General features: G+C 56.2%; 29 protein-coding genes. 15 read left to right on the forward strand and 14 right to left on the reverse strand.

The features are described 5' to 3' along the window. Positions 1-5: 5 nt before the first annotated feature. The 3 genes from M5M_RS01910 to M5M_RS01920 are packed head-to-tail and all read right to left on the reverse strand — an operon-like array spanning position 6 to position 3,379. Positions 6-1,610 carry an acyl-CoA carboxylase subunit beta gene (locus tag M5M_RS01910; RefSeq protein WP_015045773.1) on the reverse strand — a complete coding sequence of 535 codons (1,605 nt, stop codon included), beginning with the start codon at positions 1,608-1,610 and terminating at the stop codon, positions 6-8. After that, complete coding sequence (locus M5M_RS01915; protein WP_015045774.1) at positions 1,607-2,497, reverse strand: SDR family oxidoreductase; 891 nt, start codon at positions 2,495-2,497, stop codon at positions 1,607-1,609. The genes M5M_RS01910 and M5M_RS01915 overlap by 4 nt, the downstream gene beginning before the upstream one ends. A gap of 27 nt (positions 2,498-2,524) precedes the next feature. Continuing rightward, complete coding sequence (locus M5M_RS01920; protein ID WP_015045775.1) at positions 2,525-3,379, reverse strand: beta-keto acid cleavage family enzyme; 855 nt, start codon at positions 3,377-3,379, stop codon at positions 2,525-2,527. Positions 3,380-3,493: 114 nt separating this feature from the next. On the opposite strand from M5M_RS01920, the gene M5M_RS01925 reads away from it, so the two are divergent. The 5 genes from M5M_RS01925 (at position 3,494) to M5M_RS01945 (ending at position 7,068) form a co-directional block, all read left to right on the forward strand. Further along, the gene (locus M5M_RS01925) at positions 3,494-4,081 is read left to right on the forward strand and encodes a TetR/AcrR family transcriptional regulator (protein ID WP_015045776.1); all 588 of its coding nucleotides are present in this window, start codon (positions 3,494-3,496) and stop codon (positions 4,079-4,081) included. 53 nt (positions 4,082-4,134) lie between these two features. After that, positions 4,135-4,530, forward strand: coding sequence for a hypothetical protein (locus M5M_RS01930; protein WP_015045777.1), 396 nt, complete (start codon positions 4,135-4,137; stop codon positions 4,528-4,530). Positions 4,531-4,659: 129 nt separating this feature from the next. Beyond that, positions 4,660-5,916, forward strand: coding sequence for a hypothetical protein (locus M5M_RS01935; RefSeq protein WP_015045778.1), 1,257 nt, complete (start codon positions 4,660-4,662; stop codon positions 5,914-5,916). Further along, the gene (locus M5M_RS01940; protein WP_015045779.1) at positions 5,867-6,601 is read left to right on the forward strand and encodes an OmpA family protein; all 735 of its coding nucleotides are present in this window, start codon (positions 5,867-5,869) and stop codon (positions 6,599-6,601) included. Before M5M_RS01935 ends, M5M_RS01940 begins: the two co-directional genes overlap by 50 nt. Then, the gene (locus M5M_RS01945) at positions 6,598-7,068 is read left to right on the forward strand and encodes a hypothetical protein (protein WP_016389168.1); all 471 of its coding nucleotides are present in this window, start codon (positions 6,598-6,600) and stop codon (positions 7,066-7,068) included. The genes M5M_RS01940 and M5M_RS01945 overlap by 4 nt, the downstream gene beginning before the upstream one ends. 6 nt (positions 7,069-7,074) lie before the next feature. On the opposite strand, the gene M5M_RS01950 is transcribed toward M5M_RS01945, so the two are convergent. Beyond that, complete coding sequence (locus M5M_RS01950; protein WP_016389169.1) at positions 7,075-7,290, reverse strand: hypothetical protein; 216 nt, start codon at positions 7,288-7,290, stop codon at positions 7,075-7,077. A 228-nt stretch (positions 7,291-7,518) separates the two neighbouring features. Between M5M_RS01950 and M5M_RS01955 the strand changes: the two genes are divergently transcribed. From M5M_RS01955 to M5M_RS01970, 4 genes are all read left to right on the forward strand, one after another. Beyond that, positions 7,519-7,821, forward strand: a complete 303-nt coding sequence (locus M5M_RS01955) for a BolA family protein (protein ID WP_015045781.1) — start codon at positions 7,519-7,521, stop codon at positions 7,819-7,821. Positions 7,822-7,887: 66 nt separating this feature from the next. Further along, entirely contained in the window at positions 7,888-8,832 is a 945-nt protein-coding gene (gene trhO, locus M5M_RS01960) for an oxygen-dependent tRNA uridine(34) hydroxylase TrhO (protein ID WP_015045782.1), read from the forward strand. Between the two features lie 13 nt (positions 8,833-8,845). Continuing rightward, positions 8,846-10,126: a hypothetical protein gene (locus M5M_RS19260; RefSeq protein WP_015045783.1), complete on the forward strand. Its 1,281-nt coding sequence runs from the start codon at positions 8,846-8,848 to the stop codon at positions 10,124-10,126. Between the two features lie 184 nt (positions 10,127-10,310). Beyond that, positions 10,311-10,595, forward strand: a complete 285-nt coding sequence (locus tag M5M_RS01970) for a hypothetical protein (RefSeq protein ID WP_015045784.1) — start codon at positions 10,311-10,313, stop codon at positions 10,593-10,595. Positions 10,596-10,634: 39 nt separating this feature from the next. On the opposite strand, the gene M5M_RS01975 is transcribed toward M5M_RS01970, so the two are convergent. From M5M_RS01975 to aptA, 7 genes are all read right to left on the reverse strand, one after another. Next, positions 10,635-11,165 (reverse strand): hypothetical protein, encoded by a 531-nt coding sequence (locus M5M_RS01975; protein WP_016389170.1) that lies wholly within the window; start codon positions 11,163-11,165, stop codon positions 10,635-10,637. 164 nt (positions 11,166-11,329) lie between these two features. Then, complete coding sequence (locus tag M5M_RS01980; RefSeq protein ID WP_015045786.1) at positions 11,330-12,241, reverse strand: recombination-associated protein RdgC; 912 nt, start codon at positions 12,239-12,241, stop codon at positions 11,330-11,332. Positions 12,242-12,245: 4 nt separating this feature from the next. Continuing rightward, on the reverse strand, positions 12,246-12,626 hold the full coding sequence (locus M5M_RS01985; RefSeq protein WP_015045787.1) for a SirB2 family protein: 381 nt from the start codon (positions 12,624-12,626) through the stop codon (positions 12,246-12,248). Continuing rightward, a complete protein-coding gene (locus M5M_RS01990) occupies positions 12,623-13,201 on the reverse strand; it encodes a DUF4202 domain-containing protein (protein ID WP_015045788.1) in 579 nt (192 codons plus the stop codon). Before M5M_RS01990 ends, M5M_RS01985 begins: the two co-directional genes overlap by 4 nt. 8 nt (positions 13,202-13,209) lie before the next feature. Continuing rightward, positions 13,210-13,944: a fumarate/nitrate reduction transcriptional regulator Fnr gene (gene fnr / locus M5M_RS01995; RefSeq protein WP_015045789.1), complete on the reverse strand. Its 735-nt coding sequence runs from the start codon at positions 13,942-13,944 to the stop codon at positions 13,210-13,212. 68 nt (positions 13,945-14,012) lie between these two features. Beyond that, positions 14,013-15,503 carry a CoA-acylating methylmalonate-semialdehyde dehydrogenase gene (locus M5M_RS02000; RefSeq protein WP_015045790.1) on the reverse strand — a complete coding sequence of 497 codons (1,491 nt, stop codon included), beginning with the start codon at positions 15,501-15,503 and terminating at the stop codon, positions 14,013-14,015. Positions 15,504-15,518: 15 nt separating this feature from the next. Next, positions 15,519-16,835 (reverse strand): omega-aminotransferase AptA, encoded by a 1,317-nt coding sequence (aptA, locus tag M5M_RS02005; protein WP_015045791.1) that lies wholly within the window; start codon positions 16,833-16,835, stop codon positions 15,519-15,521. An 86-nt stretch (positions 16,836-16,921) separates the two neighbouring features. Between aptA and M5M_RS02010 the strand changes: the two genes are divergently transcribed. Beyond that, positions 16,922-17,878, forward strand: a complete 957-nt coding sequence (locus tag M5M_RS02010; protein WP_015045792.1) for a LysR family transcriptional regulator — start codon at positions 16,922-16,924, stop codon at positions 17,876-17,878. A gap of 199 nt (positions 17,879-18,077) precedes the next feature. Here M5M_RS02010 and M5M_RS02015 read toward each other — a convergent pair whose 3' ends face one another. Continuing rightward, the gene (locus tag M5M_RS02015) at positions 18,078-18,404 is read right to left on the reverse strand and encodes a hypothetical protein (RefSeq protein ID WP_015045793.1); all 327 of its coding nucleotides are present in this window, start codon (positions 18,402-18,404) and stop codon (positions 18,078-18,080) included. A gap of 55 nt (positions 18,405-18,459) precedes the next feature. After that, the gene (locus M5M_RS02020; protein WP_015045794.1) at positions 18,460-19,308 is read right to left on the reverse strand and encodes an acyl-CoA thioesterase; all 849 of its coding nucleotides are present in this window, start codon (positions 19,306-19,308) and stop codon (positions 18,460-18,462) included. 217 nt (positions 19,309-19,525) lie between these two features. On the opposite strand from M5M_RS02020, the gene M5M_RS02025 reads away from it, so the two are divergent. The 3 genes from M5M_RS02025 to M5M_RS02035 are packed head-to-tail and all read left to right on the forward strand — an operon-like array spanning position 19,526 to position 21,340. Beyond that, positions 19,526-20,161, forward strand: a complete 636-nt coding sequence (locus M5M_RS02025) for a TetR/AcrR family transcriptional regulator (RefSeq protein ID WP_015045795.1) — start codon at positions 19,526-19,528, stop codon at positions 20,159-20,161. A 50-nt stretch (positions 20,162-20,211) separates the two neighbouring features. Continuing rightward, positions 20,212-20,808: a DUF4823 domain-containing protein gene (locus M5M_RS02030; protein ID WP_015045796.1), complete on the forward strand. Its 597-nt coding sequence runs from the start codon at positions 20,212-20,214 to the stop codon at positions 20,806-20,808. 1 nt (position 20,809) lies between these two features. After that, entirely contained in the window at positions 20,810-21,340 is a 531-nt protein-coding gene (locus tag M5M_RS02035; RefSeq protein ID WP_015045797.1) for a DUF1285 domain-containing protein, read from the forward strand. Between the two features lie 52 nt (positions 21,341-21,392). Here the strand turns inward: M5M_RS02035 and M5M_RS02040 are convergent, their stop codons facing one another. After that, positions 21,393-23,027, reverse strand: a complete 1,635-nt coding sequence (locus M5M_RS02040; protein WP_015045798.1) for an electron transfer flavoprotein-ubiquinone oxidoreductase — start codon at positions 23,025-23,027, stop codon at positions 21,393-21,395. A gap of 360 nt (positions 23,028-23,387) precedes the next feature. Here M5M_RS02040 and M5M_RS02045 point away from each other — a divergent pair, with 360 nt between their 5' ends. Both M5M_RS02045 and M5M_RS02050 read left to right on the forward strand, forming a co-directional pair. After that, a complete protein-coding gene (locus tag M5M_RS02045; protein WP_015045799.1) occupies positions 23,388-24,137 on the forward strand; it encodes an electron transfer flavoprotein subunit beta/FixA family protein in 750 nt (249 codons plus the stop codon). Then, a complete protein-coding gene (locus M5M_RS02050; RefSeq protein WP_015045800.1) occupies positions 24,138-25,067 on the forward strand; it encodes an FAD-binding protein in 930 nt (309 codons plus the stop codon). Positions 25,068-25,093 lie beyond the last annotated feature (26 nt).

Consider the following 25,093-nt stretch of genomic DNA (forward strand, 5'->3'; position numbering starts at 1 on the left):
CTCCGTTACAGGCGGGCGACGCCAAATTGATTGGTTCGGGTTGTGACCTTGTCTGCGTGTTTACACAGGTGAAACAGCAAGCCCAGCAGGTCGCGGGTGTGGCGCGGGTCGATGATGCCGTCATCCCACAGCCGGGCCGTGCAGGCGAGCGCCGTGGAAGCATCATCCACAAAGGCGGCGGTGTCGGATTCAAGTTTTTCAAGCATGGCCGCGTCGGAGGCAGCGCCCATTTTTGCTTCAGTGACAATGCGTAAAACCTTGCCCGCCTGGGCGCCGCCCATGACTGCTGTGCGGCTGTTGGGCCAGGCGAAAATAAAGCGGGGATCAAAGCCGCGGCCACACATGGCGTAATTGCCGGCACCGTAGGAGCCGCCCATGACGATGCTGATTTTCGGCACGGTGGCATTGGCCACCGCCTGAATCATTTTGGCACCGTGTTTGATAATGCCCGATTGTTCCGCATGGGTGCCTACCATGAAGCCGGTGGTATTGTGTAAAAACAACAAGGGTGTGCCCGATTGCTCGCACAGTTGGATAAACTGCGCGGCCTTGTTGGCACCCTGGGCCGTGATGGGCCCGTTGTTGGTGATAATGCCTACCGGTTCACCATAGAGTTGACCATGCCCACACAGAGTCTGGTTGTCGAAACCCGCTTTGAATTCCAGAAATTCCGATTTATCTACCAGGCGCGCAATGACCTCGCGCGCATCGAATGGCGTTTTTGTGTTGGCCGGAATCACGCCTACCAATTCCTCGGGCGAGTAGCTGGGTGCGGGTATATCCTGCTTTATGTCTGCCAGCAGCGAAGACCAATTGAGTGAGGAAACAATCGCACGCGCCATGGCAATGCCTTGCGCATCGTCGTCGGCCACATAATCGCCGGTGCCGGCGCTGGCGTGAATGTCACTGCCACCGAGCGCTTCATCCGTGGCAATTTCGCCGGTGGCCGCTTTTAACAGGGGCGGGCCGGCCAGGTACATGGTGGCCTGGTTTTTAATGAGTACCACATAATCGCTGAGTGCGGGCTGATAGGCGCCGCCGGCGGTGGCGCTGCCGTGCACCACGGTGATCTGGGGAATACCGGCGGCAGACATGCGTGCCTGATTGGCAAAGCCACGGCCGCCCGGTGCAAAAATTTCATTGGCGTAGAGCAGGTTGGCGCCGCCACTTTGCGCCAGGGTCACGAAGGGTAGTTTGTTTTCCAGTGCGATGGTCTGCAACCGCAGGGCTTTTTCCATGCCCGCCGGAGAAATAGTGCCGCCTTTGATGGCGTAGTTGTCCACCCGTACCATGCAGGCGACGCCTTCAATAAATCCGATGCCGGCAATGCAGCCGCCACCGGCGCCGGAGCCGTCTTTGTCATCGTACATTTTGTAACCGGCCAGTGCGCCGATTTCTACAAAGGGGCTGCCCGGATCGAGCAGCAACGACAACCGTTCACGTGGCAGCAGCATGCCGCGCTGGGCGTATTTTTCGCGCTTGGTTTCGGCACTGGTTTGCTGATGCCGGCCCACGGCTTCAACCGTGGCGAGTTGCGCCAGCAGTTGTTCGCGGTTGGCCGCAAATGCCTCGCCGTTTACATCAAGTTGACTGTGCAAACGTGGTTTCATTCGTTCGCCTCATCGTCGCGTAACATCGCCGGCAGCTCGGCGCGATGAAAGCCATTGTAGGGACTACTGTTTACGGCATTGCCCTCGGGTAAGGGCCATATAGCGGGTGCTGAGCCGAGTGATGAACCGCCATCAATGCGCAGGGTGTGGCCGTTGATAAAGGCACCGCCGGGGCTCAGTAAAAAACAAATGACCGAGCTGATTTCTGCTTCATAGGCGAGACGTTTCAGTGGTACGTGATTTTTCACGCCTTTGATCAGCGATTGAAAATGCGGGTCATAGGTATCAAAGCCGGAAGAGGCCACCCAGCCGGGCGCTACGGCATTCACGCGCACACCGAAAAAGCCCCATTCCCAGGCGCAGGTTTTAGTGAGGTTTTCCATGCCGGCCCGGGCTGCGCCCGAGTGGCCCATGGCGGGCATGCCGTTCAGGTTGTCGGCGGTGATGTTGACAATGGCGCCGCCGTGGGCCTGAAAACAGTGCTTGTAAAATTCGCGCGACATGAGAAATCCGCCCACCAGATTGGACTTTACCACCGCCTCAAAGCCTTTCAGGGATATCATTTCCAGCGGCGCCGGGAATTGGCCACCGGCGTTATTAACCAAGCCATGAATACGGCCGTGGGTGTTGACGATATCGGCCACCGCTTTTTCAACTGCGGCTTCATCGCGGATATCAAAGGCATAACTTGTGGCAGATCCGCCGTCTTCGGAAATTTCGGCCACCACCTTGTCGAGCTTTTCCTGCTTGCGCCCGGTGATGATGACTTTGGCGCCGAGCGATGCGAGTTCGTGCGCGGTGCAACGGCCAATACCACTGCCACCGCCGGTCACCACATAGGTTTGTCCGGAAAAAATGCCGGGTTTCAGTACCGATTGGTAAGTCATAATAATTCCTTTATTGGGTTTGCCGGCTTACAAAAACAGCTCGCGTGCCTGAGCAGGCGTGGCGACGGTCCGGCCGGTCTCGTGCGCGATACTGGCGAGCGCGGCAATCAGTTCACCATTGGAGCGCGCGCGCTCGCCATTGGGTAAATAAAACGTGTCTTCCAATCCGGTTCTCAAATGCCCGCCCAACTCGGCGGCTTTGCGGTGTACGGGCCAGATGGCTTCCCGGCCAATCAGTGTGGTTTGCCAGGGGTTGTTCTGGGGTAGGTAGCGCAACAGCAGTGCCAGCAGATCCGCATCGGCAGGCATGCCGGAATCCACGCCCATGACAAAATTGAAACTGGCGCGGTCGATCATTCCCACCTGTTCGAACATGGCCACCGAACGCACGATGCCGGTATCAAAGCACTCAAATTCCGGCCGGGTATTGGTTTGCCGCATCACCGCCAGCAGTTCTTCGATTTTTTCCACGGTGTTTTCAAACAGCATGGGCGGCCAGGCCCATTGGCCGTTACTGCGGGCCTTCAGGTAGTTGAGGCTGCCGGCATTACAGGCACCGATTTCCGGTTTGCAGCGCTCCAGACAGGCAATGGGGCCGGATTGATCTCGGCCGATGGTGCCTGTGGAAAAATTAAGCAGGACGCCGGGGCAAGCGGCCCGTATGGCATCGGCCACTTCGGCTGCCACCTCCGGCTCCCAGCTGGGCAGGTGGCCCAGTTCTGGCGCCTGTTGGCGGAAATGCACATGCATAACGGAGGCGCCTTCATCAAACGCGGCTTTGGCTGATGCAGCCATTTCCGCGGCGGTAACCGGTACCGGGTGCTGCTTGGGGTTGGTCAGTACGCCGGTGAGTGCGCAGGTGATGACGGCCAGATCGCTCATATCCAGGCTCCAGTGAAAATTGTGTTGGAATGAATCTACCAAGCAAGCGCTTGGTTGACAAGTGCCTGGTGGATTCTATGTAATGACCGCCAGTCCACAGTTTAGATACCGACCATGACCGCGTTACTCAATGACCCCAATTCCGCCAAAGGCAATATTCTGCGTGCCGCTGCTGCCCTGTTCCGGGAAAAGGGCTTTAACCGCACTACGGTGAGGGACATCGCCGCCGATGTGGGTATCCTATCGGGAAGCTTGTTTCATCACTTTCCCAACAAGGAGGCCATTCTGGCGCAGTTGATGGAGGAGCTGATTCTGTTGGTGGATGCCGAAATGCAGAAGCAGATGGCGTCTGTGGACGATCCGGGTGATCAGCTGACCGCTTTGGTGCACTGTGAGTTGCGGGCCATTTATGCAGAAATAGGCACCGGCCTCAGTATTCTGGTGACTGAATGGCGGGCGCTCAGCGAAGCCAGCCAGGCCCGTATTCTCGGCCTGCGGGCGGACTATGAGGCACGCTGGCTGTCTGTGCTGAGCCAGCTGGCGGAGCAGGGCAGGCTGACCACGGAGCCTTTTCTGGCCCGGCAGTTTATCCGGGGGGCCGCCATGGAAACCTGGCATTGGTACAAGCCGGATGGTCGTTGGAATCTGGCTGAACTGGCGGCTCAGTTAAGCGGAAGTTTTATGACGCCTGTCAACGCCTGAGCCGGGACTGCGTTTTAAAGGGTACAGATACCAATAAAACGCGGAGACATCCCATGAAAACCCCATTGATCGCAGCTTGCCTGTTTTGTTTATCTGCTCCCCTGGCCACGGCTGACAACCTGAGCGATCGTGCCGACCGGCTGGAGCAGCGTCTCGACAAAAAAGGTGACCGAATCGAGACCCGTCTGGACAACAAGGGCGATCGCATCGACCAACGTCTGGATAATAAGGGCGATCGTATAGACCAGCGTCTGGATCGACGTGCAGATCTGGCCGAGGCCAATGGCCATGAGCGCAAGGCTGATCATCTGGACGCCAAGGGTGACCGCATCGATGCGCGCCTGGATCGCAAGGGCGACTGGATTGATCAACGGCTTGACAATAAAGGCGAGCGAATCGATCAGCGACTGGATAATCGCGGACAGCGTGCCAAACGGCGCGTCGATTGATCAGACGTCGATTGTAAGTAGGGGGAACCTGGTTCCCCTCATGGCAAAGGCCTTGGCTGAACCGCCTGACAGATGTTGTAAGTTAAATGGCAAGTAGCTATAAAGGTACCTAAACAATAAGGTACCGCCATGGATTTCTGGGCCCAGTTGCCGCCTTTGACCACCGGTTTGCTGATTCTCATCAGTTGCCTCTCACTGTACTTTGCCGGCCCCGGCTACAACAGCCACAGCGCCGCGCAGTCGCCTGCGATACTCACCAGCACCGGTATTTTCGGCACCTTTCTGGGTGTGGCACTGGGTTTATTGCATTTTGATACCGCCGATATCAGTGCCAGTGTGCCGCAACTGATTAACGGGCTGAAAACGGCGTTCTGGACGTCCATTGCGGGCCTGCTGGGCGCGTTGATGGTGAAGTTCAGGCACCTGTTTGCCATCGCCCGCCAACGGCGTCGGGCTGAAGCGTTTCAGGCGGCCAGCCTTACCGATGTGGCGAATTTACTGACTGATATTCACCAGGCACTCACCACCGATGAAGTGCAGGGCGTGCGTGCCCAGTTGTTGTCCCTCAAGCAAGAACAGAAAGCCAGCTTCAATCAGCTGGTGAATCAACTGTCGGATTACCAGGCGGGCATGGCCCGGGCCAATGCCGAAGCGCTGGTTAAGGCAGTAGATAAGGTCATGCGGGATTTCAACGCGGAGATCAACACCCAATACGGCGAAAACTTCCAGGCCCTGAACGACGCCGTGGGTAAGCTGTTGCACTGGCAGGAAAGCTACCGTCATGAACTGGATGCCTTGTTGCAAGCACAAAAAGCTAATGGCGAATTGTTGGACAAGGCAGCCAGTGCCTATGGCGACATGGTGGCGCACGCCGATGTATTTACCAAGGTGTCCCAATCACTGGGCGATATGTTGGCCGGGACTGAGTCACAATCGAAACAATTGGCGCATCACCTGGAATTACTCGCCGAAGTATCAAGTCGGGCCGCCGAGGGTTTGCCTGCCATGGGTGAAAAACTCCGGCACATGACCGACGAGCTGGCAGACAACCTGGCGCGCAGTCAGCGCGAAGTGAGTGAGAATCTGCAAGCGGCAACCCAGGCGTTGGCGAATACGTCGCAACAGGTGCATGCCACTCTGGCCGAGCTGGCCAGTGGTACAGACCAGCGGGTGGCTGATCATCTTGCCCGAATTGAGCGGGGACTTGAGCAGGAACTGGTGCAGGCACTCAAGACTTTCGGTTACCAGATGACGTCCTTGTCGGAAAAATTTGTTAACGATTACACGCCGCTCACCGAGCGATTACGCACATTGATTCAACTTGCGGAACAGGCCAATGGCAGTCGTACCGGAACCAAACCCAGAACTGGCGTCCTCGCCGACTGATTTTACCGAACAGGAAGAGCATTGGGTTTCTGTCAGCGATCTGATGGGCGGGCTCATGATGGTGTTTCTGTTGATTTCCGTGATCTACATGGTCCAGTTGGAAATTGAGTCGCGCAAAATAAAAGATGTTGCCATTCTGTACGATCGCTTGCGTACGCAACTGTATCAGGACTTACAGGCGGAGTTTGAAGCGGATCTGCCCCGTTGGGGGGCTGAATTGAACCCTGATTTGAGTTTGCGTTTTTACAATACGGAGCTTTTATTTGAACGGGGTGATTCAGATCTTAACCCTGCGTTCGCGGAAATTCTGGCCGATTTCTTTCCGCGTTACATCAGAATTCTCACCGCCGAACCCTATCGCAACGATATTCTGGAAGTGCGCATAGAGGGCCATACTTCCAGCGATTGGGGGCAGGGCGCACCGGTGGATGAGGCCTATATCAAAAATATGAACCTGTCCCAGGCGCGCACGCGATCGGCGGTGGCGTTTCTGTTGGCGTTGGACGCCGTGCAGACAGAAAAGGCCTGGCTGATCCGTCACCTGACGGCGAACGGATTGTCCTCCTCCAAGCCCGTTTTGCAAGCCGATGGCGCAGAAGACGAGGTGCGTTCGCGCCGGGTGGAATTCAGGGTGCGGACCGATGCGGATTCTCGTATCGCGACCATTTTGCAGGACGTGCGATGAACCTGCCGGACTTCGATAACTTTGCCCCGCTACAAGCACTGCGGGAAAAAATGCAGGCGGTGGCCCTTGGTCATTACGAGTTTTTTGACCCTAAACGCCATCTCACGGGAGACGAGCGTCTGGCGTTGGTTCAGGGGCTGCGCTTGCCACTGCAGGCGATCCGGCCTTTGGATGACAAAACCTTTGCGTTCAAAAACGCCCGGGTCATTCTCTGGTCCGCCGATGTGATGCAACAAAGCGTGTATCACCTGTGTTTTTGTGACCAGATGACATTGAGTGGCGATGTCGTGGTGGGAACCCAGCCGCCTGATGTCGCCCAGGTCTGTGCCGCCTGTCTGGATCATTTACAGTACGAGGGCCACAATTCACATCGTCACCGGCATCAGGATTACTATGCCCAGGTAAGGAAAAATTTCAGCGCGCAGGATTTTTTCAGCCGGTTTGTCCACTACCCGGTAGATGGTTAATGGTGTTCAGTGCACCGGGGTATCTTTGGCTTCCGTTTCCTGGGCTGAGTAAAACGCCACTATATCCTCGGTAAGCGAGCGGCCGACGGCGCGCCGATCTTTGGAGCGACGGCGTTTGCGGTGGTAGAGGTCAAATGTCATACCGGCGCAGCGGTCAGGGTCTTTTCTGCGGTCAGCGCCAGACCGGCGCTCCACGAACAGCGGTTTGTGTTTATCGTTCATTCCTACACCTAAGACAGAGTTTTTTTAGTTACACCTTGTCCTTGGTGTTGCCGTATCATACGTTTTTCCGGTTCCTAAACTGGTACCTGCGTCGCAATATTGGCGATGTGCGCGCCGTTATCGGGACGTACGGCATCGTAGTTGGTTCTTGCGTGCCATTATGCTGGCGACCCGCGGGGCTCCAGAGCCGGGTGATCGGCGGATTCATTGGATGTAACGAAGGTAGATATGACCAAGCAACAGCGTTTAATCGACAGCCTGACAGCGGCCTTTTCACCCTCCCACCTTCAGGTGGCAAACGAGAGTCATATGCACAATGTACCGCCCGGGTCGGAATCTCACTTTAAGGTGCAAATGGTTTCCGAGAAGTTCTCCGGTAAGCGTCCGGTTCAGCAACACCAGATGGTTTATGCGGCGTTGGGTAGTCTGATGCAGGAAATCCATGCGCTGGCCCTGCACACCTGGGCGCCAGAACAATGGGCTGGAGAGCAGGCGGCAGCCTCGCCCCAATGCCTGGGTGGCAGTAAGTGAGTTGTGCATTTATTGCTCAATCACTACAATGCGCGCCTTTTTAAGATTTAACCATTTGGTAGACCAATGACCGCCGTAGTTTGTGCCCTCTATAAATTTGTCACCTTGCCCGAATATGAATCGCTCCGTGAGCCACTGCGCCTGGAAATGGAGCGCTTGGGGGTCAAGGGCACCTTATTGCTGGCATCCGAGGGTATTAACGGCACGGTTGCTGGGTCCCGTGAGGCCATAGACGGGCTGTTGGCGTATCTGAAGGCCATACCGGCCTTTGCCGAGCTCGACTATAAAGAGTCCTATGAAGACGCCGTGCCTTTTTACCGTACCAAGGTCAAACTCAAGAAAGAAATCGTTACCATGGGCGTCGAGGGTATCGACCCGCGCCAGGTTGTGGGCACGTATGTTGAGCCTGAAGACTGGAATGCACTCATCTCAGACCCCGATGTGACCCTGGTGGATACCCGCAATTACTACGAGTATGAAGTGGGCAGTTTCAAGGGCGCTATCAACCCTGAAACCGAGAGTTTCCGGGAGTTTCCTTCTTATGTTGCAAAAACCCTCGATCCGGCCAAACACAAGAAGGTTGCCATGTTCTGTACCGGAGGTATCCGCTGCGAGAAGTCCACGGCGTTACTGAAGCAGCAAGGCTTTGAAGAGGTGTATCACCTGAAAGGCGGCATTCTCAAATATCTGGAAAAGGTGCCGGCCGAGCAAAGTCTGTGGAATGGCGAATGCTACGTGTTTGATAACCGGGTTACCGTGAACCACGCCCTGGAAAAGGGGTCGTTCGATCTGTGCCACGGTTGCCGCCATCCCATTACCGATAAGGACAAGCAGTCACCTCATTATGAGGAAGGGGTTGCCTGCCCCCGTTGCCACGATAGCCTCAGCCCGGATCAGCGCAGACGCTTCAGCGAGCGCCAGCGCCAGATCCAGATAGCCAAAGCGCGCAACGAGGCGCATATTGGCCGGGCACCCACCGAGCGCCAGCTCAAGTCGGGCCAGCGGGGCTGACGGCGCGGTGGCAGTGCGCTGTACGCTTCTTTGCCTGTCACTGCTGCTACTGAGTGCCTGCTCGGACCTGCCGGTTAAACATCCTTCCTGTTCAGATCTGTTACTGAAAGATCCCGTTTATGCGCCTGTGGACGCGCATGGGCGCTACGCCGTAAGCCGTTATCTGGCCTCCATTGCTGACGGTTCTGAGGCTTGGTGGGATTGGAGTGCTGCGATGGCAACCGAGGCTACCAGCGTGCACGACCAGTCCGCCGATTGTGCTTATGTCGGGCCACTGACGCTTGCCGGACATACACCCCGATACCCCGATGAATACCGGCTTACACTGAGGGCGTTGGGCGTTTATCCATTGACCCGGATTCCTTTTGTGATGGGGGTCGAGCGGGAGTTGATTAAAACCGAACAGCACTATTCGGCGTTTGCGCAGGCGGCGTTGAGCGATGAGCGTTGGTCGGTATTCGGTATGGATACGTCCTCCCTCGGGCTGATCGTCAGTAATCCACTGTTGGCGCCCCCGTTCAGACAGGCGTTAACGCAGGATGTATTGCGTCAGTTCGCCCCGCAATTTGCGGTTGAAAAGGGCGCTGATGTCTCACTGAACCGGCCCGGATTACCCGTGCGTGACCCGGCGGGCGAGTTGCAATGGCAGGCGCAACCGACCCTTTTGGTGTTCGCCTCCGTGGGCGAATTCCAGGGCCGGCAAACGCTGCAGTTAAACTATCAGGTGTGGTTTGCTCAGCGCCCCGCCAATGGCCGCTGGGACCCGCTGGCCGGCACGCTCGACGGCTTGCATTGGCGAGTGCATCTGGACCAGTCGCTGGAGCCGCTCGCGTTTGATGTGATGCACACCTGCGGGTGCTGGTATCAGGTTTTTCCGGCCTCGGGTTATCGCATAACTGCCGAGGACGGCTATTGGCAGGAGCCGGTGTATGTCGGCCCGTCGCTGAGCCACCCGAATCCGCTGTTACTGGTTACGGCGGATAGCCACAGTGTGGTGGGCGTCCGGGCGCCAATCGATAAGTATGAGCCGATGGCGGCTTTGCAGTTGGCACCCGCCATGATTGGCAGTAAACAAGGCCTCTCCCAGCGGGTTAAAGCGCATCGGCGTTTGTTCAATCCGCAAGGCTATATTCCCGAGTCCGGGCGACTTGAGCGCTATTTCTTCTGGCCCATGGGCATACCTTCCGCTGGCAGTATGCGGGCACCGGGACGCCATGCCATTGCGTTCACCGGCCGGCGACACTTTGATGACCCCAACCTGCTTGATCAGCTGGGGTTGGTGTCTGTCAGGTGAATTGTGGCGCATGTGGTTGAATTTGATGCCAAATTCAGGGACTCAGTTGGCGTGGTCGGCGCTGTTAGGCAAAGGTCTAGTATCGTCTTATGGGTATCTGTGGTCTAATGCCCCCACTGATAAGCGGTAGCCAGTTCGAAGGCGGTAATGTGACCCTGTGCGATCAGAAGGGAAGGTGGTATTGATGGACTTTGATGATTGGAAAGTGGGTGGCGATGGTCGCTCGGCTTCGCACCCGAGTGGGTTTACGCTCACCATTGAAGGAAACCCTAAAGATCCTTCGGCCGTAAATCCTGGCCGCTTTCCGCCCGGTTTAAGTGCAATTGAACAGGTTCGTTTATTGCGCCATGGTGTTGAGGCGATAGCCAGTGCCGCCAAGCGGGTGGCGCCGGCAATGCCCAAGTCACCCTCTGACCGACCGGTGTTGAGCATAAAGCGAAAAAGCCCGGACGCAAAAACGCCAGCATAAGCTGGCGTTTTTATTTGTGCTGTAAAGTGAAATCAGGCGTCAGCGAGAGGTGATCATCTGGCCTTTCAGCAGCAGGCGGTTCTTGTGATTCTCCACCTGGGTAAAAAGTTGCTGGAACTTCTGTGACGCTACCGCCGTGTCCGACTCCTGTCCTGCATAGGTCACGCCACTGAGCAGTGAATCGAGCTCGGTGTTTACTTCGTCCATCGCAGTGAAAATCGTATTGGTGGTCTTGTCGTCATTAAACACCCGGCCGCGATTGGTGGCCTGCATGTAGCCATCGCACTCGCTCAGCCAGTCTTTGCGCTGTCCCAGGTAATCTTTGATATTGCGCATGCTCTTACGGTAATTCATGTCCAGGCGGGAATCTGCATAGGTTTGCAGGCTCTTCATGGAGGAGGTCATGAATTCGTTCCGGATGCTATCGCAATACTTCCAGCTCAGGTATCCGGGAAATTCAGTGCCGGATGCTTGTTCTGCTTTGTCCCTAAGGCAGTCTTCGTTGCACGCTAAGGTGGCGGGGGCTGAACACAGTCCTATGAGCCCCAATGCAAAAATTATCTTTTTCATGATTAGCCGCCGCAGTTATTATTCTCTGGCGTTATTTACGCCGCTGACTTTCAGTGTATACGTCAAGCATTAGCGAATGTCAACGGGTAAAGGTGTGACCTGCTAGTCAAATGGTATGAGCAGCAGGCCGCAGTTTGGCTCATATAGTCGAACTAAAGTCTCATTTATACGGCGTTTTGTTTCAGATCGCCCAGGGCACTGGCCATTTCCGGTAAAAGCTGGCGCAAGCTCAACAGCAGCAACGAGAACTCCGCATCCAATTGGCTGAGAGGGTCTTCCGCGCTGTCTCGGGCCTCTTGCTTGAGGTCGTCACCCAGGCTCAGTCGTTTGATGGTGCCTTCCTGGGTCAGCAGGAACTGGAGTTGTTCGCGCCAGTTCAGGGCCAGTTGAGCGACTTGCTTGCCGGCGGCTAAATGGCTTTGAATCTCGTCGCACAGCAGGTCGTGCCGCCGGCAGCGCAATATGGCCCCTTCTTCACCGGGTTCACGTAATTCGCACTCCTGTCCCAATTTCCACTCCTCTGGGAGAGGCTCACCATTAACCCATTGGGTCATCACGGTGGCGGGACTGTAGTTGTACTGAACCGGTGTCAGCGGCAAGCTGCCCAGCGATTGACGCAGCGTACTGGTCAGCTCTTCCGCCCGGTTCGGGCTGGCGGCGTCGACGATGATCAGCCCGGCCTCCAGGTCGATGATGGCCTGGGTTCTGCGGCTTTTGCGCAAGGCTCTGGGCAGGCATTCAAACAGAATCTCTTCTTTAAACTGTTCTTTTTCCTTGCGGTAAACGCGGCGTTGCTCTTCGGCTTCAATCGCGGCGGCTTTCTCTTCGACCATTTCGCGGATGACGGCGGCAGGGAGCACCTTGTCTTCACGGCGCAGGCTGATGAGGGCTGCATTCTGGCCCAGGTGAGCCAGGCCGGGGTGGTGCTTGCCATAGGGTGATGCCCAGCCCAGGCTGAATTGTGCCTGTTGGCTGCAGGGGGCAAACCGGTCTTGTTCCAACTGTTCAGCCAACGTTGATAAATCGATGCTGTGACCATCGCCAAGGCGATAGACCTGTAAATTTTTGAACCACATAGTTTTAAATCAATAACAGCGAAGGGGATTTGGTGAGGGCCACTCCAAGCAGGTAGCCGATGATTACGACGGCTGTTGCAACAGCCAGCACTTGCTCGCGTTTGTTGCGCGCCAGCCGAAAGGCATAGATGCCCGCACCGATGTACGCGAGCAGGGCAAAGATTTTTGCAATCAACCAGGCATGATCCAGCGGGTTCCAGTGGTACAACACCAGTAACGTAATGGCGCTGCCCAGCAGGGCGGTATCAATGACATGGGGCAGTATTTTAGTGAGCCGGGCCGAGAACCAGCGGGACTCATTCAATAACCAGTAGCTGCGCAATAAAAAACCTGCAATCGACAGCATAGCGAGGCTCATGTGCAGATGTTTGATGGCAATAATCATGCTTGCAGTGCCTTGCCGACCAGTGTGCTCAGGTGCGCTGGCAACGTCAGTGCCAGGGCCGCTTTCTGGCCGTTGTCGGACATCTTGCGCCAGGTTTTACGCAGAATATCGATCACTTTTTCTTCTGGGTGTTTGGCGCTGAAGTCGGCGAAATAATGGGACAGAAAAACCAGACAGGCTACGTCTTCCAGGCACTGGGTGTCGGGATTGGTTTTCAACTTTTCCTTTCGCAGCAGGGCGCTGGTTTGTTCGATCAGCGTGGCGGGTGCATCAAACTGTGCCAGGATTTCCGCGCAGCGGTCCGCGTGGTGTTTACCGAGCTCTGTGCGCCAGCGATGGTAGCCCTGACGATCCATTGGGTAGTCTTTGCGCGCGATAACCCAGCGCTCCAGGTGCTGGGCCCGGCAAGCGATTTGCAGCGCGGTGCCGGCAGCGGGATACAGGGCCTGTTGGCATTGGGTCATGCGTATGCCATACAGCTCACAGGCGCCCAGCGGCTTACCGTCGTGGGTTACTTGTTCGGGATCAGCGTGGTTGGCAGCGTCGATGGCTGCAAAGAGCGCGTCTGTATTCACGGTAGGCGTTACTGTGCGGAGGCGGCGCTTTTCAAGGCGTCGAGATCGGCAATTTCGATCTCTTTTTTGTCCACCTCGATAATGCTGAGTTTTTGTAATCGGCTGAAGACGCGGGACACGGTTTCAACCGTTAAACCGAGAAAGTTTCCGATATCCGCACGGGACATGGACAGCCGGAAGCGGGTGCCAGACAAATGCCGGCGCTGATTGCGTGACGAAATACTCAATAACAGAGAGGCTACGCGTTCTTCTGCCGTGTTTTTCGACAGTAGTGTGACCAGCTGCTGCTCATAGGTAATCTCTTTGCTCATCAACTGGAAAAAATGCTGCTGCAAAGAGGGCAGTTGCAGGCTGAGCTCTGTCATCTGAGTAAAGGGAATTTCGCACACTGCACAGGTTTCCAATGCGATGGCGGAGTTGGTGTGCTTGCTGTGACCGATGCCATCCAGGCCCATGACTTCACCCGGCAGGAAAAAGCCGGTGATCTGCTCGTCGCCATTGTCTGTGATGGTGAGGGTTTTGAGGCTGCCTGAACGCACGGCGTAAACCGAACTGAATTCTTCACCGGCGCGGAACAGGTATTCGCCTTTCTGCAGGGGGCGACCGCGCTTGATAATGCCGTCGATGCGATCGATATCATCAATTTTGACACTGATGGGCAGACAGATTGAGCTGAGCCTGCAATCGCCACAGGATACGGCGTTGTTGTGGGGGCAATGATGATTGGCAAGGCTGGCTGTCATGGTTGCTTGGTCTCTCCCTTATCAGGCGATTATAACCATGCCAGCCAGTTTTCGATACCTCGGCGCAATCAGCTGGGGAAGCTGAACTGGGCGCCTTCGCGTACCCCGGCGGATGGCCAGCGTTGAGTCAGGGTTTTGCGGCGGGTGTAAAACCGCACTGCATCCGGGCCGTAGGCCGACAAATCACCGAACAGCGAACGCTTCCAGCCGCCGAAGCTATGGAAAGCCATGGGTACCGGCAATGGAATGTTGATGCCCACCATGCCCACCAGGATGTTGTCGCCAAAGTAGCGCGCGGCCTCGCCATCGCGGGTGAAAATGCAGGTGCCGTTGCCGTACTCGTGGGCATTGATCAGGTCCATAGCTTCCTGCATGGTCTTGACCCGCACCACACACAGTACTGGCCCGAAGATCTCGTCGGTATAGATGCTCATGTCTGACGTGACATGATCAAACAGGCAGGGACCCAGGAAGTAGCCTTGTTCATGACCATCCACGGCGAGCCCACGGCCATCCACTACCAATGACGCGCCCGCAGCAACGCCCGCGTCGATGTAGCCGGATACCCGTTGCTTGTGTTCAGCAGTGATCAACGGGCCCATATCGTTGCTGTTGTCCAAACCGTTGCCCACTTTGATAGCGGCCATTTTCTCCTGCAGGCGGGCCACCAGCTCGTCGGCGGTTTTATCGCCCACCGCCACGGCCACGGAGATGGCCATACAGCGTTCACCACAGGAGCCGTATGCCGCGCCAATGAGTGCATTGACGGCGTTGTCCATGTCCGCATCAGGCATCACGATGGCGTGGTTTTTGGCGCCACCAAGCGCCTGTACGCGTTTGCCTTTGGCGGTGGCGCTGGCATAAATGTATTCGGCAATGGGGGTCGAGCCCACAAAGCTCACGGCCTGCACGCGGTCGTCCTGCAGCAGGGTATCCACGGCCTCTTTATCGCCATTGACGAGATTGAGTACGCCGTTAGGCAGGCCGGCCTGGTGCGCCAGCTCTACAATAAACCGTACCGCGCTGGGCGCCCGCTCGGACGGTTTCAGCACCACGGTATTGCCGCACACCACCGCCATGGGCCACATCCATAGGGGCACCATGGCCGGAAAGTTGAACGGGGTAATGGCAGCAACAACGCCGAGCGGTTGGAATTCAGACCAGCTGTCGATGTTGGGGCCGGCGTTTTTGCTGTGTTCGCCTTTGAGCAGCTCGGGCGCCGCAGTGGCGTATTCCACGTTTTCGATCCCGCGTTGCAGCTCGCCCATGGCATCGTTCAGCACCTTGCCGTGCTCGTCGGTGATCAGGGCACAGATTTCGTCGGCGTGCTGCTCCAGCAGGGCTTTAAAGTTGAACATGACACGTGCGCGTTTCAACGGGGGTGTCTGGCGCCAGGCCGGGTAGGCGGCCTGGGCGGCGGCAATGGCCTGCTCAGTGGTAGCCTGGCTTGCCAGCGCCACGGTTTTGGTGCTGACGCCGGTGGCCGGGTTGTACACCTTGGCGGTGCGCTCGGCGGGGGTATGGGGTTCGCCGTTGATGATGTGTCCGATAACTGACATGGGAAATCCTGTTGCTTAGATGGAATTGAGTGTGTCCGACAAGGCGTTCAGTAGCTCGTCTATTTCGTGTTTTTCGGTAATGAACGGCAACCCGAGCTGGACAGTGTCACCGCCGTAGCGCACGTAAAAACCTTTGGCCCACATGGCGCTGGCCACTTGCCAGGGGCGTTTGGCGGGCTCGCCGGGCGCGTGGGCCAGCGATAGGGCACCGGCAAAGCCATAGTTGCGGATGCCGGCCACATGGCGGCAATCCCTGAGCTTGTGCAATTCGTTTTCGAAGTAGGGCGCGTACTCGGCAACCCGCTGCACCAGTTTTTCTTTTTCCAGCAGCTCCAGTGCGGCCAGGCCAGCAGCACAGGCCAGCGGGTGGGCAGAGTAGGTGTAGCCATGGGGAAATTCGAGCAGGTACTCAGGACCACCGGCGGCCATGAAAGTGTCATAGATCTCGGCTTTGGCGACCACCGCGCCCATAGGCACGGCGCCATTGGTGAGTTGCTTGGCGATATTGATGATGTCGGGCGTAACACCAAATGCCTCGGACCCGGTCATGGCGCCGCAGCGCCCGAAGGCGGTAATCACCTCATCAAAGATCAGCAGGATATTGTGCTGGTCACAGATTTCTCTCAGTCGCTGCAGGTAACCCACCGGCGGAATAATCACCCCGGCACTGCCGGCAAAGGGCTCGACAATGACCGCAGCAATATTGGATGCATCGTGCAGGGCGATAATTTCCAGCAGCTCATCGGCCAGTTCGGCACCGGTTTGCGGCTGGCCTTTCACGAAGGGCTGGTCTTTGAGCATGGTGTGGGGCAGGTGATCACTGGCAATCAGATCGCCATAAAGCGCGCGATTGGCACCGATACCGCCTACGCTGATGCCGCCAAAATTAACCCCATGGTAGCCCTTAGCGCGCCCGATCAGGCGGGTTTTGGAGGGCATGCCTTTTTTGCGCCAGTAGGCGCGAGCCATTTTCAGTGAAGTGTCAGCGCTTTCAGAGCCGGAGCCGGTGAAAAACACATAGTCGAGCCCGTCGGGCATCAGGCTTTTGATTTTGTTGGCCAGCTCAAAACTCAGTTCGTGGCCGAACTGGAAGGCGGGGCTGTAGTCCAGGGTTTTGGCCTGCTTGGCGATGGCATCGCTGATTTCAGTGCGGCAGTGGCCCAGACCGCAGGTCCAGAGTCCGGACAGTCCGTCGAAAATTTTCCGGCCATCGGCGCTGGTAAACCACGCGCCTTCGGCTGAAGCGATCATGCGGGGATTGGATTTGAACTCACGGTTTGCCGAGAACGGCATCCAGTGCGCTTCGAGCGATTCGGGCGTGTAATTGGCCATGGGGTATCCTCTATCTGGTTGCGGCCAGTCTAGGGGCTTTGTATAGTTTCATAAATGACAGAATAAACACCTAAAGTGTGATAATTATGAAACAAAAGGCGCTGTTGGGGCAGTTGGCGGACCCGGATATCCGGCTCCTGAGGGTCTTCAAGGTGGTGACCGAATGTGGTGGAATTTCGGCGGCGGAGCTGGAGCTGAATATCGGCCGGTCTACCATCAGTCGTCATATCAAGGATTTAGAGCAGCGCCTCGGCATCACCTTGTGTCGCCGGGGGCGTTCAGGTTTTGGCTTAACGGCCGAAGGGCGCGAGGTGTATGCTTCTACATTGCGTTTGCTGGGCTCGTTGGATGATTTCCGCTCGGATGTGAATGACATCCAGCGCAAGCTGACCGGCACCCTGACCATTGCCTTGTTCGATAAGATCGCCACCAATCCCGAGTGCCATCTGTCGGACGCGCTGTCGGAATTCCATGCGCAGGCGCCTGACGCCGGTATCGAAATTTTTGTGGAACCGTTGAATGAAATTGAGCGGGGTGTGATCGAAGGCCGCTTTCAGTGTGGCGTGATTCCCAGCCACCGACCATCAGCGAGCTTGTCTTATTTGCCGCTTTTTAACGAGCAGATGTATCTCTATTGCAGTAAAGCGCACCCGATACTGGCACTGCCCCTCATCGATCGTACGGCGATACTGCAAGCGGCCTATGCCGGTTTGGGCTATCACTCGCCCAATATGGAGGTCGCGCACGCCACCGGGCTTCGTCGACAGGCCACCGTGTATGATCAGGAAGCCATTGTGCACTTGCTTTTATCCGGTGCCTACATCGGTTATCTGCCGGATCACTATGCGCAACAATTCGAAACGGCCGGTTTACTCCAGCGCATTGATCATGACGATTTTAATTACCGCTGCCAATTTGAAGCTATCTGGCGACTGTCGCCCAAGCCTTCGCGTTTATCGGCGCTGTTTATCGAATGCCTGCGCAACGCGCATAAAAAAAACCCGGCGTTTCTGGGGGAGAGCGCCGGGCCAAGACCATTATAGGAGTGAAACATAAAGGATAAAATCCTAGAAACCAGCTATTCGCATAGCCACCGGCATTGCTGTTCAGGTTGGGGGATTAGCGCCGCCGGTAAATTAAGTATTGTTGAAAACGGTGGCTTTGCCAGTGTGCGCCGGGTGTTTATTAAACAAATTTGTTCTGGATATGGAAGCCATGCGTTTGCTTCTGGTATATGGCGTTTCAGTTAATCAGCTGGCGCAAGCTTTTCAGTGCTTCAGCCAGTCGCAGGGCCGTACGGGCACGCAATACTGAGTCTTCTAACCCTTCCTCCAGATCCCCCAACTTGTGCACAGCCATCTGGAATTCCCGGCTGACCAGTTCATAGGTAAGGTCGTGGTCCTGAATGCTCAGCTTTCCCAATTCCGACATTTCATGGTTGGTTGCACTGATCAGGCTGTAGAAACGGTCTTTGGTATCGACGGATGACGCTTCCCAATAGGCGTCGTCAAGGCTGCTGTACAGCTCTTCCAGAACGGAAATGGCGTCGGCAATGCAACGGTCAGACATATAAACGGCTCCTGCACTCATGCTTATCTGCAATTGAGTATAGAAGCCGCTGGCGTTATTGGCTTTTTATTGGACGGATTAATCCTTCCTGTGCGGTGGAGGCGACCAGATGACCTTCGCGGTTATAGATCAGCCCCCGATTCAGGCCACGGGCACCGCCGGCCCAAGGGCTGTCGGTGCTGTACAGCAACCAGTCATCAATTCGGAATTGGCGATGAAACCACATGGCGTGATCAATGCTGGCGGGCATAAGACCGGCAGACATGATGTGGGTGGGGTGGGGCAGGGTTGAGGTTGCCATCAGGCCAATGTCGCTGGCATAGGCGAGTGCCGCGCAGTGAATCAACGGGTCGTCGGGTAATTTGCTGGCGGCGCGCATCCAGAACTGGCTGTGCGCCGGATACTCATCCTCGGAAAAGTACATTTCCGGCGTGGCCGAGCGCAGGTCGAAGTACATGGCGTGGGCGTCCGGCGATTGGTCTTTGTCGGAAACTTCGCCTTTCACAAAACCGGTTTTAGATAAGGACTCTGGCGCTGGCGGCATAGGGTCGAGGGCCTTTTCGTGCTCGAACCCGGATTCTTCAATATGGAAGCTGCAGGCCATGTTGAATATCGGGCGCCCTTTTTGCCGTGCGACCACCCGCCGGGTGGAAAAGCTGCCCCCGTCGCGCACGGGTTCAACGTCGTATATTACCGGCATTTCGGATGTGCCGGCGCGCAGGAAATAAGCGTGCATAGAGTGGGGCTGACGACCGCTCACCGTGCGCGCTGCGGCCATCAGAGCCTGCCCGAGCACCTGGCCGCCAAATAAATGGCGCCGGTGGTTCTCCTGGTGCTGACGGGAACGGAACAAATTCAGATCCAGTTGTTCGATATCCAGAATGTTGAGCAGGGGGTTGGTCATAAATGCAGTCACTTTTCGCTATGAATTCGGTGAATGGGCGCGGGTAGGACCCTGCGTCAAAGTGCGCTGAGGCCTCTGTTTTATAGCCGGCAGGCTAGCCACGCGCTCAAGCTTGGCTATGCTTGACAGACTGATTGCGACTCGGTGGTCAGAAATTTAGAAGTTTTGCGACTTATATATTACTATTAGTCACGTTTACGAATCGAGAGTGTGAAGCATGGATAAGGCCCGCGAGAAAGTCCAGAAATTCCGCCAGCGCGAACAGCGCATTCTGGATGCCGCTTTGCAGTTGCTGTTGGAGCACGGCGAAGAAAAGGTGACGGTGGAACAAATAGCCGAGTCGGTGGATATCGGTAAAGGTACTATCTACAAGCACTTCACCTCGAAAGTCGAAATCTATATGCGCCTGCTGTTCGATTATGAGCAGGCGCTAGCCGACCGTCTGAAAGAAAGCTTTAAGCTTGCTCAATCGGGCGATTTTGCGGCGACAGCGAGGATTTATTTTGAATCCCGTATTGCCGATCCGCAACGCGACCGGTTGTTCCAACGCTTGGAAGAAAAAATCATTTCGCTGAATCTGGCGCCGGACGCCATTGACGAGTTGCATGCAATCCGCAATTCCACCAAAGATACGTTAAACGAGATGTTTGAAAAACGTATCGAGGAAGGTCGCCTGAAGCGTGTGCCGCCTTACTACTATTACGCGGCCTACTGGGCACTGACTCAAGGTGCTGTCGAGTTGTACCACTCCCGTTCGTTCCAGCCGCTGGTGGAGGATATGGAAGGGGTTATGAACTTTATCAAGGATATCGGGGTTCATATCGGCAATCTGGATAGCACCCGTAAACTCTGAGCCGGCACAGTCTTTGCGTATCGCTTTTCACATGCTGAAGGAAAGCCGTTATGCGTTGGTTATTGTTACTGTGCTTCCCCCTGTGGGGCTGTACCTTTCATCACACGGTGGACACCACCCGCTCGGTGCTCACCGATCTGCAAATGCTGGACGGCGCGCAGATTTATGGCGGCCGCGATTGGGTCGTGCCACGCACCAGTCATTGGCTGGTGGTGCCGCCCGAGGCCAGCCCAGAGCCCGCCGCTGATTTGCGTCTGACGAAAAGTCTCGCTGCCGCCTTGCGGCAGGAATTTGCCGTTGTGTCACTCGCCGCCGAACCGGTTTCGCTGGCGGGCGCGCTCAGAGTGGCGCGTACGCAGGGCGCGTCGATCGTGATTGTGCCGTCACTGCTTTACCACGGCGATGGCGCCTATTCCTGGCAGGAATGGCGTGCGGATACGCCGGACCAGGCGTTTGGTCGGGACAGGCTGGGTGTCCAGCTCAGGGTCTACGATGCCTTGTCAGGCAGAATGGTAGATACAGTGCGGGTGCTGGCCAAGGAAAGCTGGTTGCCGTCTTTGGATGACGATAAATTTGAACTGTTTGATCGGGGGTTTCAGACTTTTGCCATGAATCATGCCTACCAACAACGGGAGCTTCCCCGCTGAAATGACGCAATCACCTGAGTCCCTCGAGCAACAGGTCGAGGCTTATAAGAAGGCGCCGCCGGTGCACAAGTGGTCGCCACCGATCAGTGGCGACATCGACATCCGTATTGACCGCGAAGGGCGTTGGTTTCATCAGGGTGATGAAATCCGGCGGCGTCCTTTGGTCAGGTTATTCGCGTCTATTTTGTGGTACGAACAGGGTGAATATTTTCTTGTGACGCCGGTGGAAAAATGGCGTATTCAGGTGGACGAAGCGCCGTTACTGGTAATCGCCATGCGGCGGCAAGGGCAGGGACAGGAGCAATCGGTCAGCTTTGAAACCGCGACCGGCGACAAGTTAGTGCTGGATAAATCGCACCCGCTGGTGGTGGAGCACAATGCCAAAGGTGAGCCGCTGCCCAAAGTCCGTGTGCGTTACGAACTGGATGCGCTGATACATCGCAATGTGTTTTACGAGCTGGCTGATTTGGCAGACGAGCACCCGGAAATGGGCTGGGGCGTGTGGAGCGCGGGTGAATTCTGGCCGTTATAACCTAGCGCAGGAAAAGTTAACGCAAAAAAAGGGGCCGTTGGCCCCTTGTTTTTTACATGTTCGGATAATTCGGGCCACCGGTGCCTTCCGGCGCTACCCAGGTAATATTCTGGGTAGGGTCCTTGATGTCGCAGGTTTTGCAGTGCACGCAGTTCTGAGCGTTAATCTGCAAGCGGCTTTCCCCGTTGTTTTCCACAATTTCATAAACACCCGCTGGGCAGTAACGCTGGGCCGGTTCGTCATATTGCGCCAGATTGATCTTGATTGGCGTATCCGAATCCTTCAGGCGCAGGTGGCAGGGCTGATCCTCTTCGTGGTTGGTGTTGGATAAAAACACCGAGGACAGTTTATCAAAACTGAGTTTGCCATCGGGTTTGGGGTACACCGGCTTTTTGCATTCGGCCGCGGGTTTCAATTGCGCGTGATCGGGGACCGGGTCAGACAGCGTCCAGGGCAGATTGCCGTTGAAAATGTTGATATCGATAAACGCATAGGCCGAGCCCAGAATATTGCCCCACTTGTGTTGGGCCGGGCCGAAATTGCGCTGTACCCACAGTTCTTTATAGGCCCAGCTGGCCTGGTAGGCGCTGGCGTAATCCAGGTCTGTACCAGACTGCCCAGCGGCCAGAGCCTGCGCAACCACTTCTGCACCGATCATGCCGGATTTCATTGCGGTGTGTGAGCCCTTGATCTTGGCAAAATTGAGTGTGCCGGCGTTGTCGCCCAGCAGCAAACCGCCCGGGAAGGACATTTTGGGTTGCGACTGGATGCCACCTTTGGCAATCGCGCGTGCACCATAAGATACCCGTTCGCCACCCTGCAGGTATTGGGCAATTTTGGGGTGGTGTTTGTAGCGCTGGAATTCGTCAAACGGGCTCACGTGCGGATTGGAATAGGACAGGTCGGTAATCAGTCCCACCACCACCTGGTTATCTTCAATGTGGTAGAGGAAGCTGCCACCGGCACTGCCGGTTTCGCTCAGTGGCCAGCCGGCGGTGTGAACCACCAGACCCTGTTCGTGCTGTTCGGCCGGAATGGTCCACAGCTCCTTGATGCCAATGCCGTAATGCTGGGGCTCTTTGCCCTGGTCCAGGCTGAACTTTTCAATCAGTTGTTTACCCAGCTGACCGCGGCAGCCCTCGGTAAACAGGGTGTATTTGGCATGCAGTTCCATGCCGGGCATATAGCTGTCTTTTTGTTCCCCATTGGCAGATACACCCATATCGCCGGTGGCAATACCTTTGACACTGCCGTCCTCATGGTAGAGCACTTCGGCGGCGGCAAAACCGGGGAAAATTTCCACGCCCATGGCTTCGGCCTGCTCGGCCAGCCAGCGGCACAGGTTGCCCAGGCTGATGATATAGTTGCCTTCATTGTGCATGGTTTTGGGCACAAACAGGCCGGGGATTTTGCTGGCGGCCTGGTCGTTTTTGAGCAGGTAAATATCGTCTCGCTTTACGGCGGTATGCAGTGGCGCGCCTTTTTCTTTCCAGTCGGGAAACAGTTCGTTCAGGGCCTTGGGCTCAAATACCGCGCCGGAAAGAATATGGGCACCCACTTCCGAACCTTTCTCCACCACACAGACGGTGATGTCTTCGTTGAGCTGACGCAGTCGACAGGCAGCTGCGAGGCCGGCGGGACCTGCGCCTACGATCACCACATCGTATTCCATGTATTCTCTTTCCACGTGCGTCTCCTCGTGTCTGGCGTTCGCGCGCCTGTATCGGCGCCGCGATTGGCTGGTTGTTAGGTGAAATCTGCTTGGCAGTATAGAGCCATAGTATCAATAATACCAATGATTAAAACAAGTGTTTTAATTCGTGTGTTTGTCTGCAGGCCTTGAAATCCGTGGCTTATGGAGAATTCGGTAGGGTTGGTCTAGGCTGTAGGCGGTCGCCTCAAACGTGCGTTCGGCTTGATTTTACGCGCGATAGGGGTCAGTATAAGCGCCATCCTCAAACGCTTGTTCGAATCCGGGCAGGCACCGAGTTGGTGAGCAGGGTAGGCACCTTGCTCGTGTTCTCATCAGCAGAGCGAATGGAAATCCATGAAAATTTTAGTAGCTGTGAAGCGCGTTGTTGACTACAACGTCAAGGTTCGCGCCAAGGCAGACGGCACCGGTGCCGACACTGCCAACGTGAAAATGTCCATCAACCCCTTCTGTGAGATCGCTGTAGAAGAAGCGGTTCGCCTGAAAGAAAAGGGTGTAGCCACGGAAATCGTTGCGGTATCCATCGGCCCGAAACAGGCGCAGGAGCAAATCCGCACCGCGCTGGCACTGGGCGCCGACCGCGGCATTTTGGTAGAAACCGATGCAGAACTGGAACCGCTCGCCATTGCCAAGACATTGAAAGCGCTGGTGGAGAAAGAAACGCCCGATCTCGTCATTATGGGCAAGCAGTCCATCGACGGTGACAACAACCAGACCGGTCAGATGCTGGGTGCGCTGACCTCTATGCCACAAGGTACCTTTGCATCCGAAGTCAGCGTTGCTGACGGCAAGGTCAACGTCACTCGCGAAATTGACGGTGGTCTGCAGACCGTTGCACTGAACCTGCCGGCGATTGTGACCACCGACCTGCGCCTGAACGAACCCCGTTACGCGTCGCTGCCCAATATCATGAAGGCCAAGAAAAAGCCGCTGGACACCATGTCTCCGGCTGACCTGGGTGTGGATACGGCTGCGCGGGTAAAGCTGCTGAAAGTTGCGCCGCCGGCCGAACGCCAGGCTGGCATCAAGGTGGCTGACGTGGCTCAGCTGGTGGAGAAACTGAAAACTGAGGCGAAGGTGATTTAAATGACAATTCTGGTTATTGCTGAACACGACAACGCCAGCCTCAAGGCCGCAACCCTGAACACCGTGGCGGCTGCTCAGGCTATCGGTGGCGATATTGATCTGTTGGTAGCAGGCAGCGGCTGTGCCGCCGTGGGCGAAGCCGCGGCGAAAGTCGCCGGTGTCGCCAAAGTGCTGGTTGCCGACAACGCTGCCTACGGCCATGCGCTGGCGGAAAACCTGGGTCTGCTGATTGCGGAGCTGGGTAAAAACTACAGTCACATTCTGGCACCTGCGACGACCACGGGTAAAAACGTTTTGCCGCGCGCAGCAGCACTGCTGGATGTGCAGGCGATCTCCGATATTATTGCGGTTGAATCGGCCGATACGTTTCAGCGCCCGATCTACGCAGGTAACGTCATTGCCACCGTGCAGAGCAGCGATGCGATCAAAGTCATTACCGTGCGCACCACGGCGTTCGACGCGGTAGCCGCTGAAGGTGGTTCCGCGGCAGTAGAGCAGGTGGCCTCCGCCCACGATGCCGGCATCTCTGCTTTTGTTGGCGAGGAGCTGGCCAAGAGTGATCGTCCCGAACTCACCAGTGCCAAAATCGTCATCTCCGGTGGTCGTGGCATGCAAAACGGCGACAATTTCGAGATGTTGTATAAAGTGGCCGATAAGCTCGGCGCGGCTGTAGGTGCCTCACGTGCCGCGGTTGATGCGGGCTTTGTTCCCAACGATATGCAGGTCGGTCAGACCGGCAAGATCGTTGCGCCTGATCTCTACATTGCGGTGGGCATTTCCGGAGCGATTCAGCATCTTGCTGGTATGAAGGATTCCAAAGTCATTGTTGCCATCAACAAGGACGAGGAAGCACCGATCTTCCAGGTGGCCGACTATGGCCTGGTAGCCGATCTGTTTGACGCGGTGCCTGAGTTGGAATCCAAGATCTGATTCAGCCTTTGGCGATAAAACCGGCT

This window comes from Simiduia agarivorans SA1 = DSM 21679 (assembly GCF_000305785.2).
Classification (GTDB): domain Bacteria; phylum Pseudomonadota; class Gammaproteobacteria; order Pseudomonadales; family Cellvibrionaceae; genus Simiduia; species Simiduia agarivorans.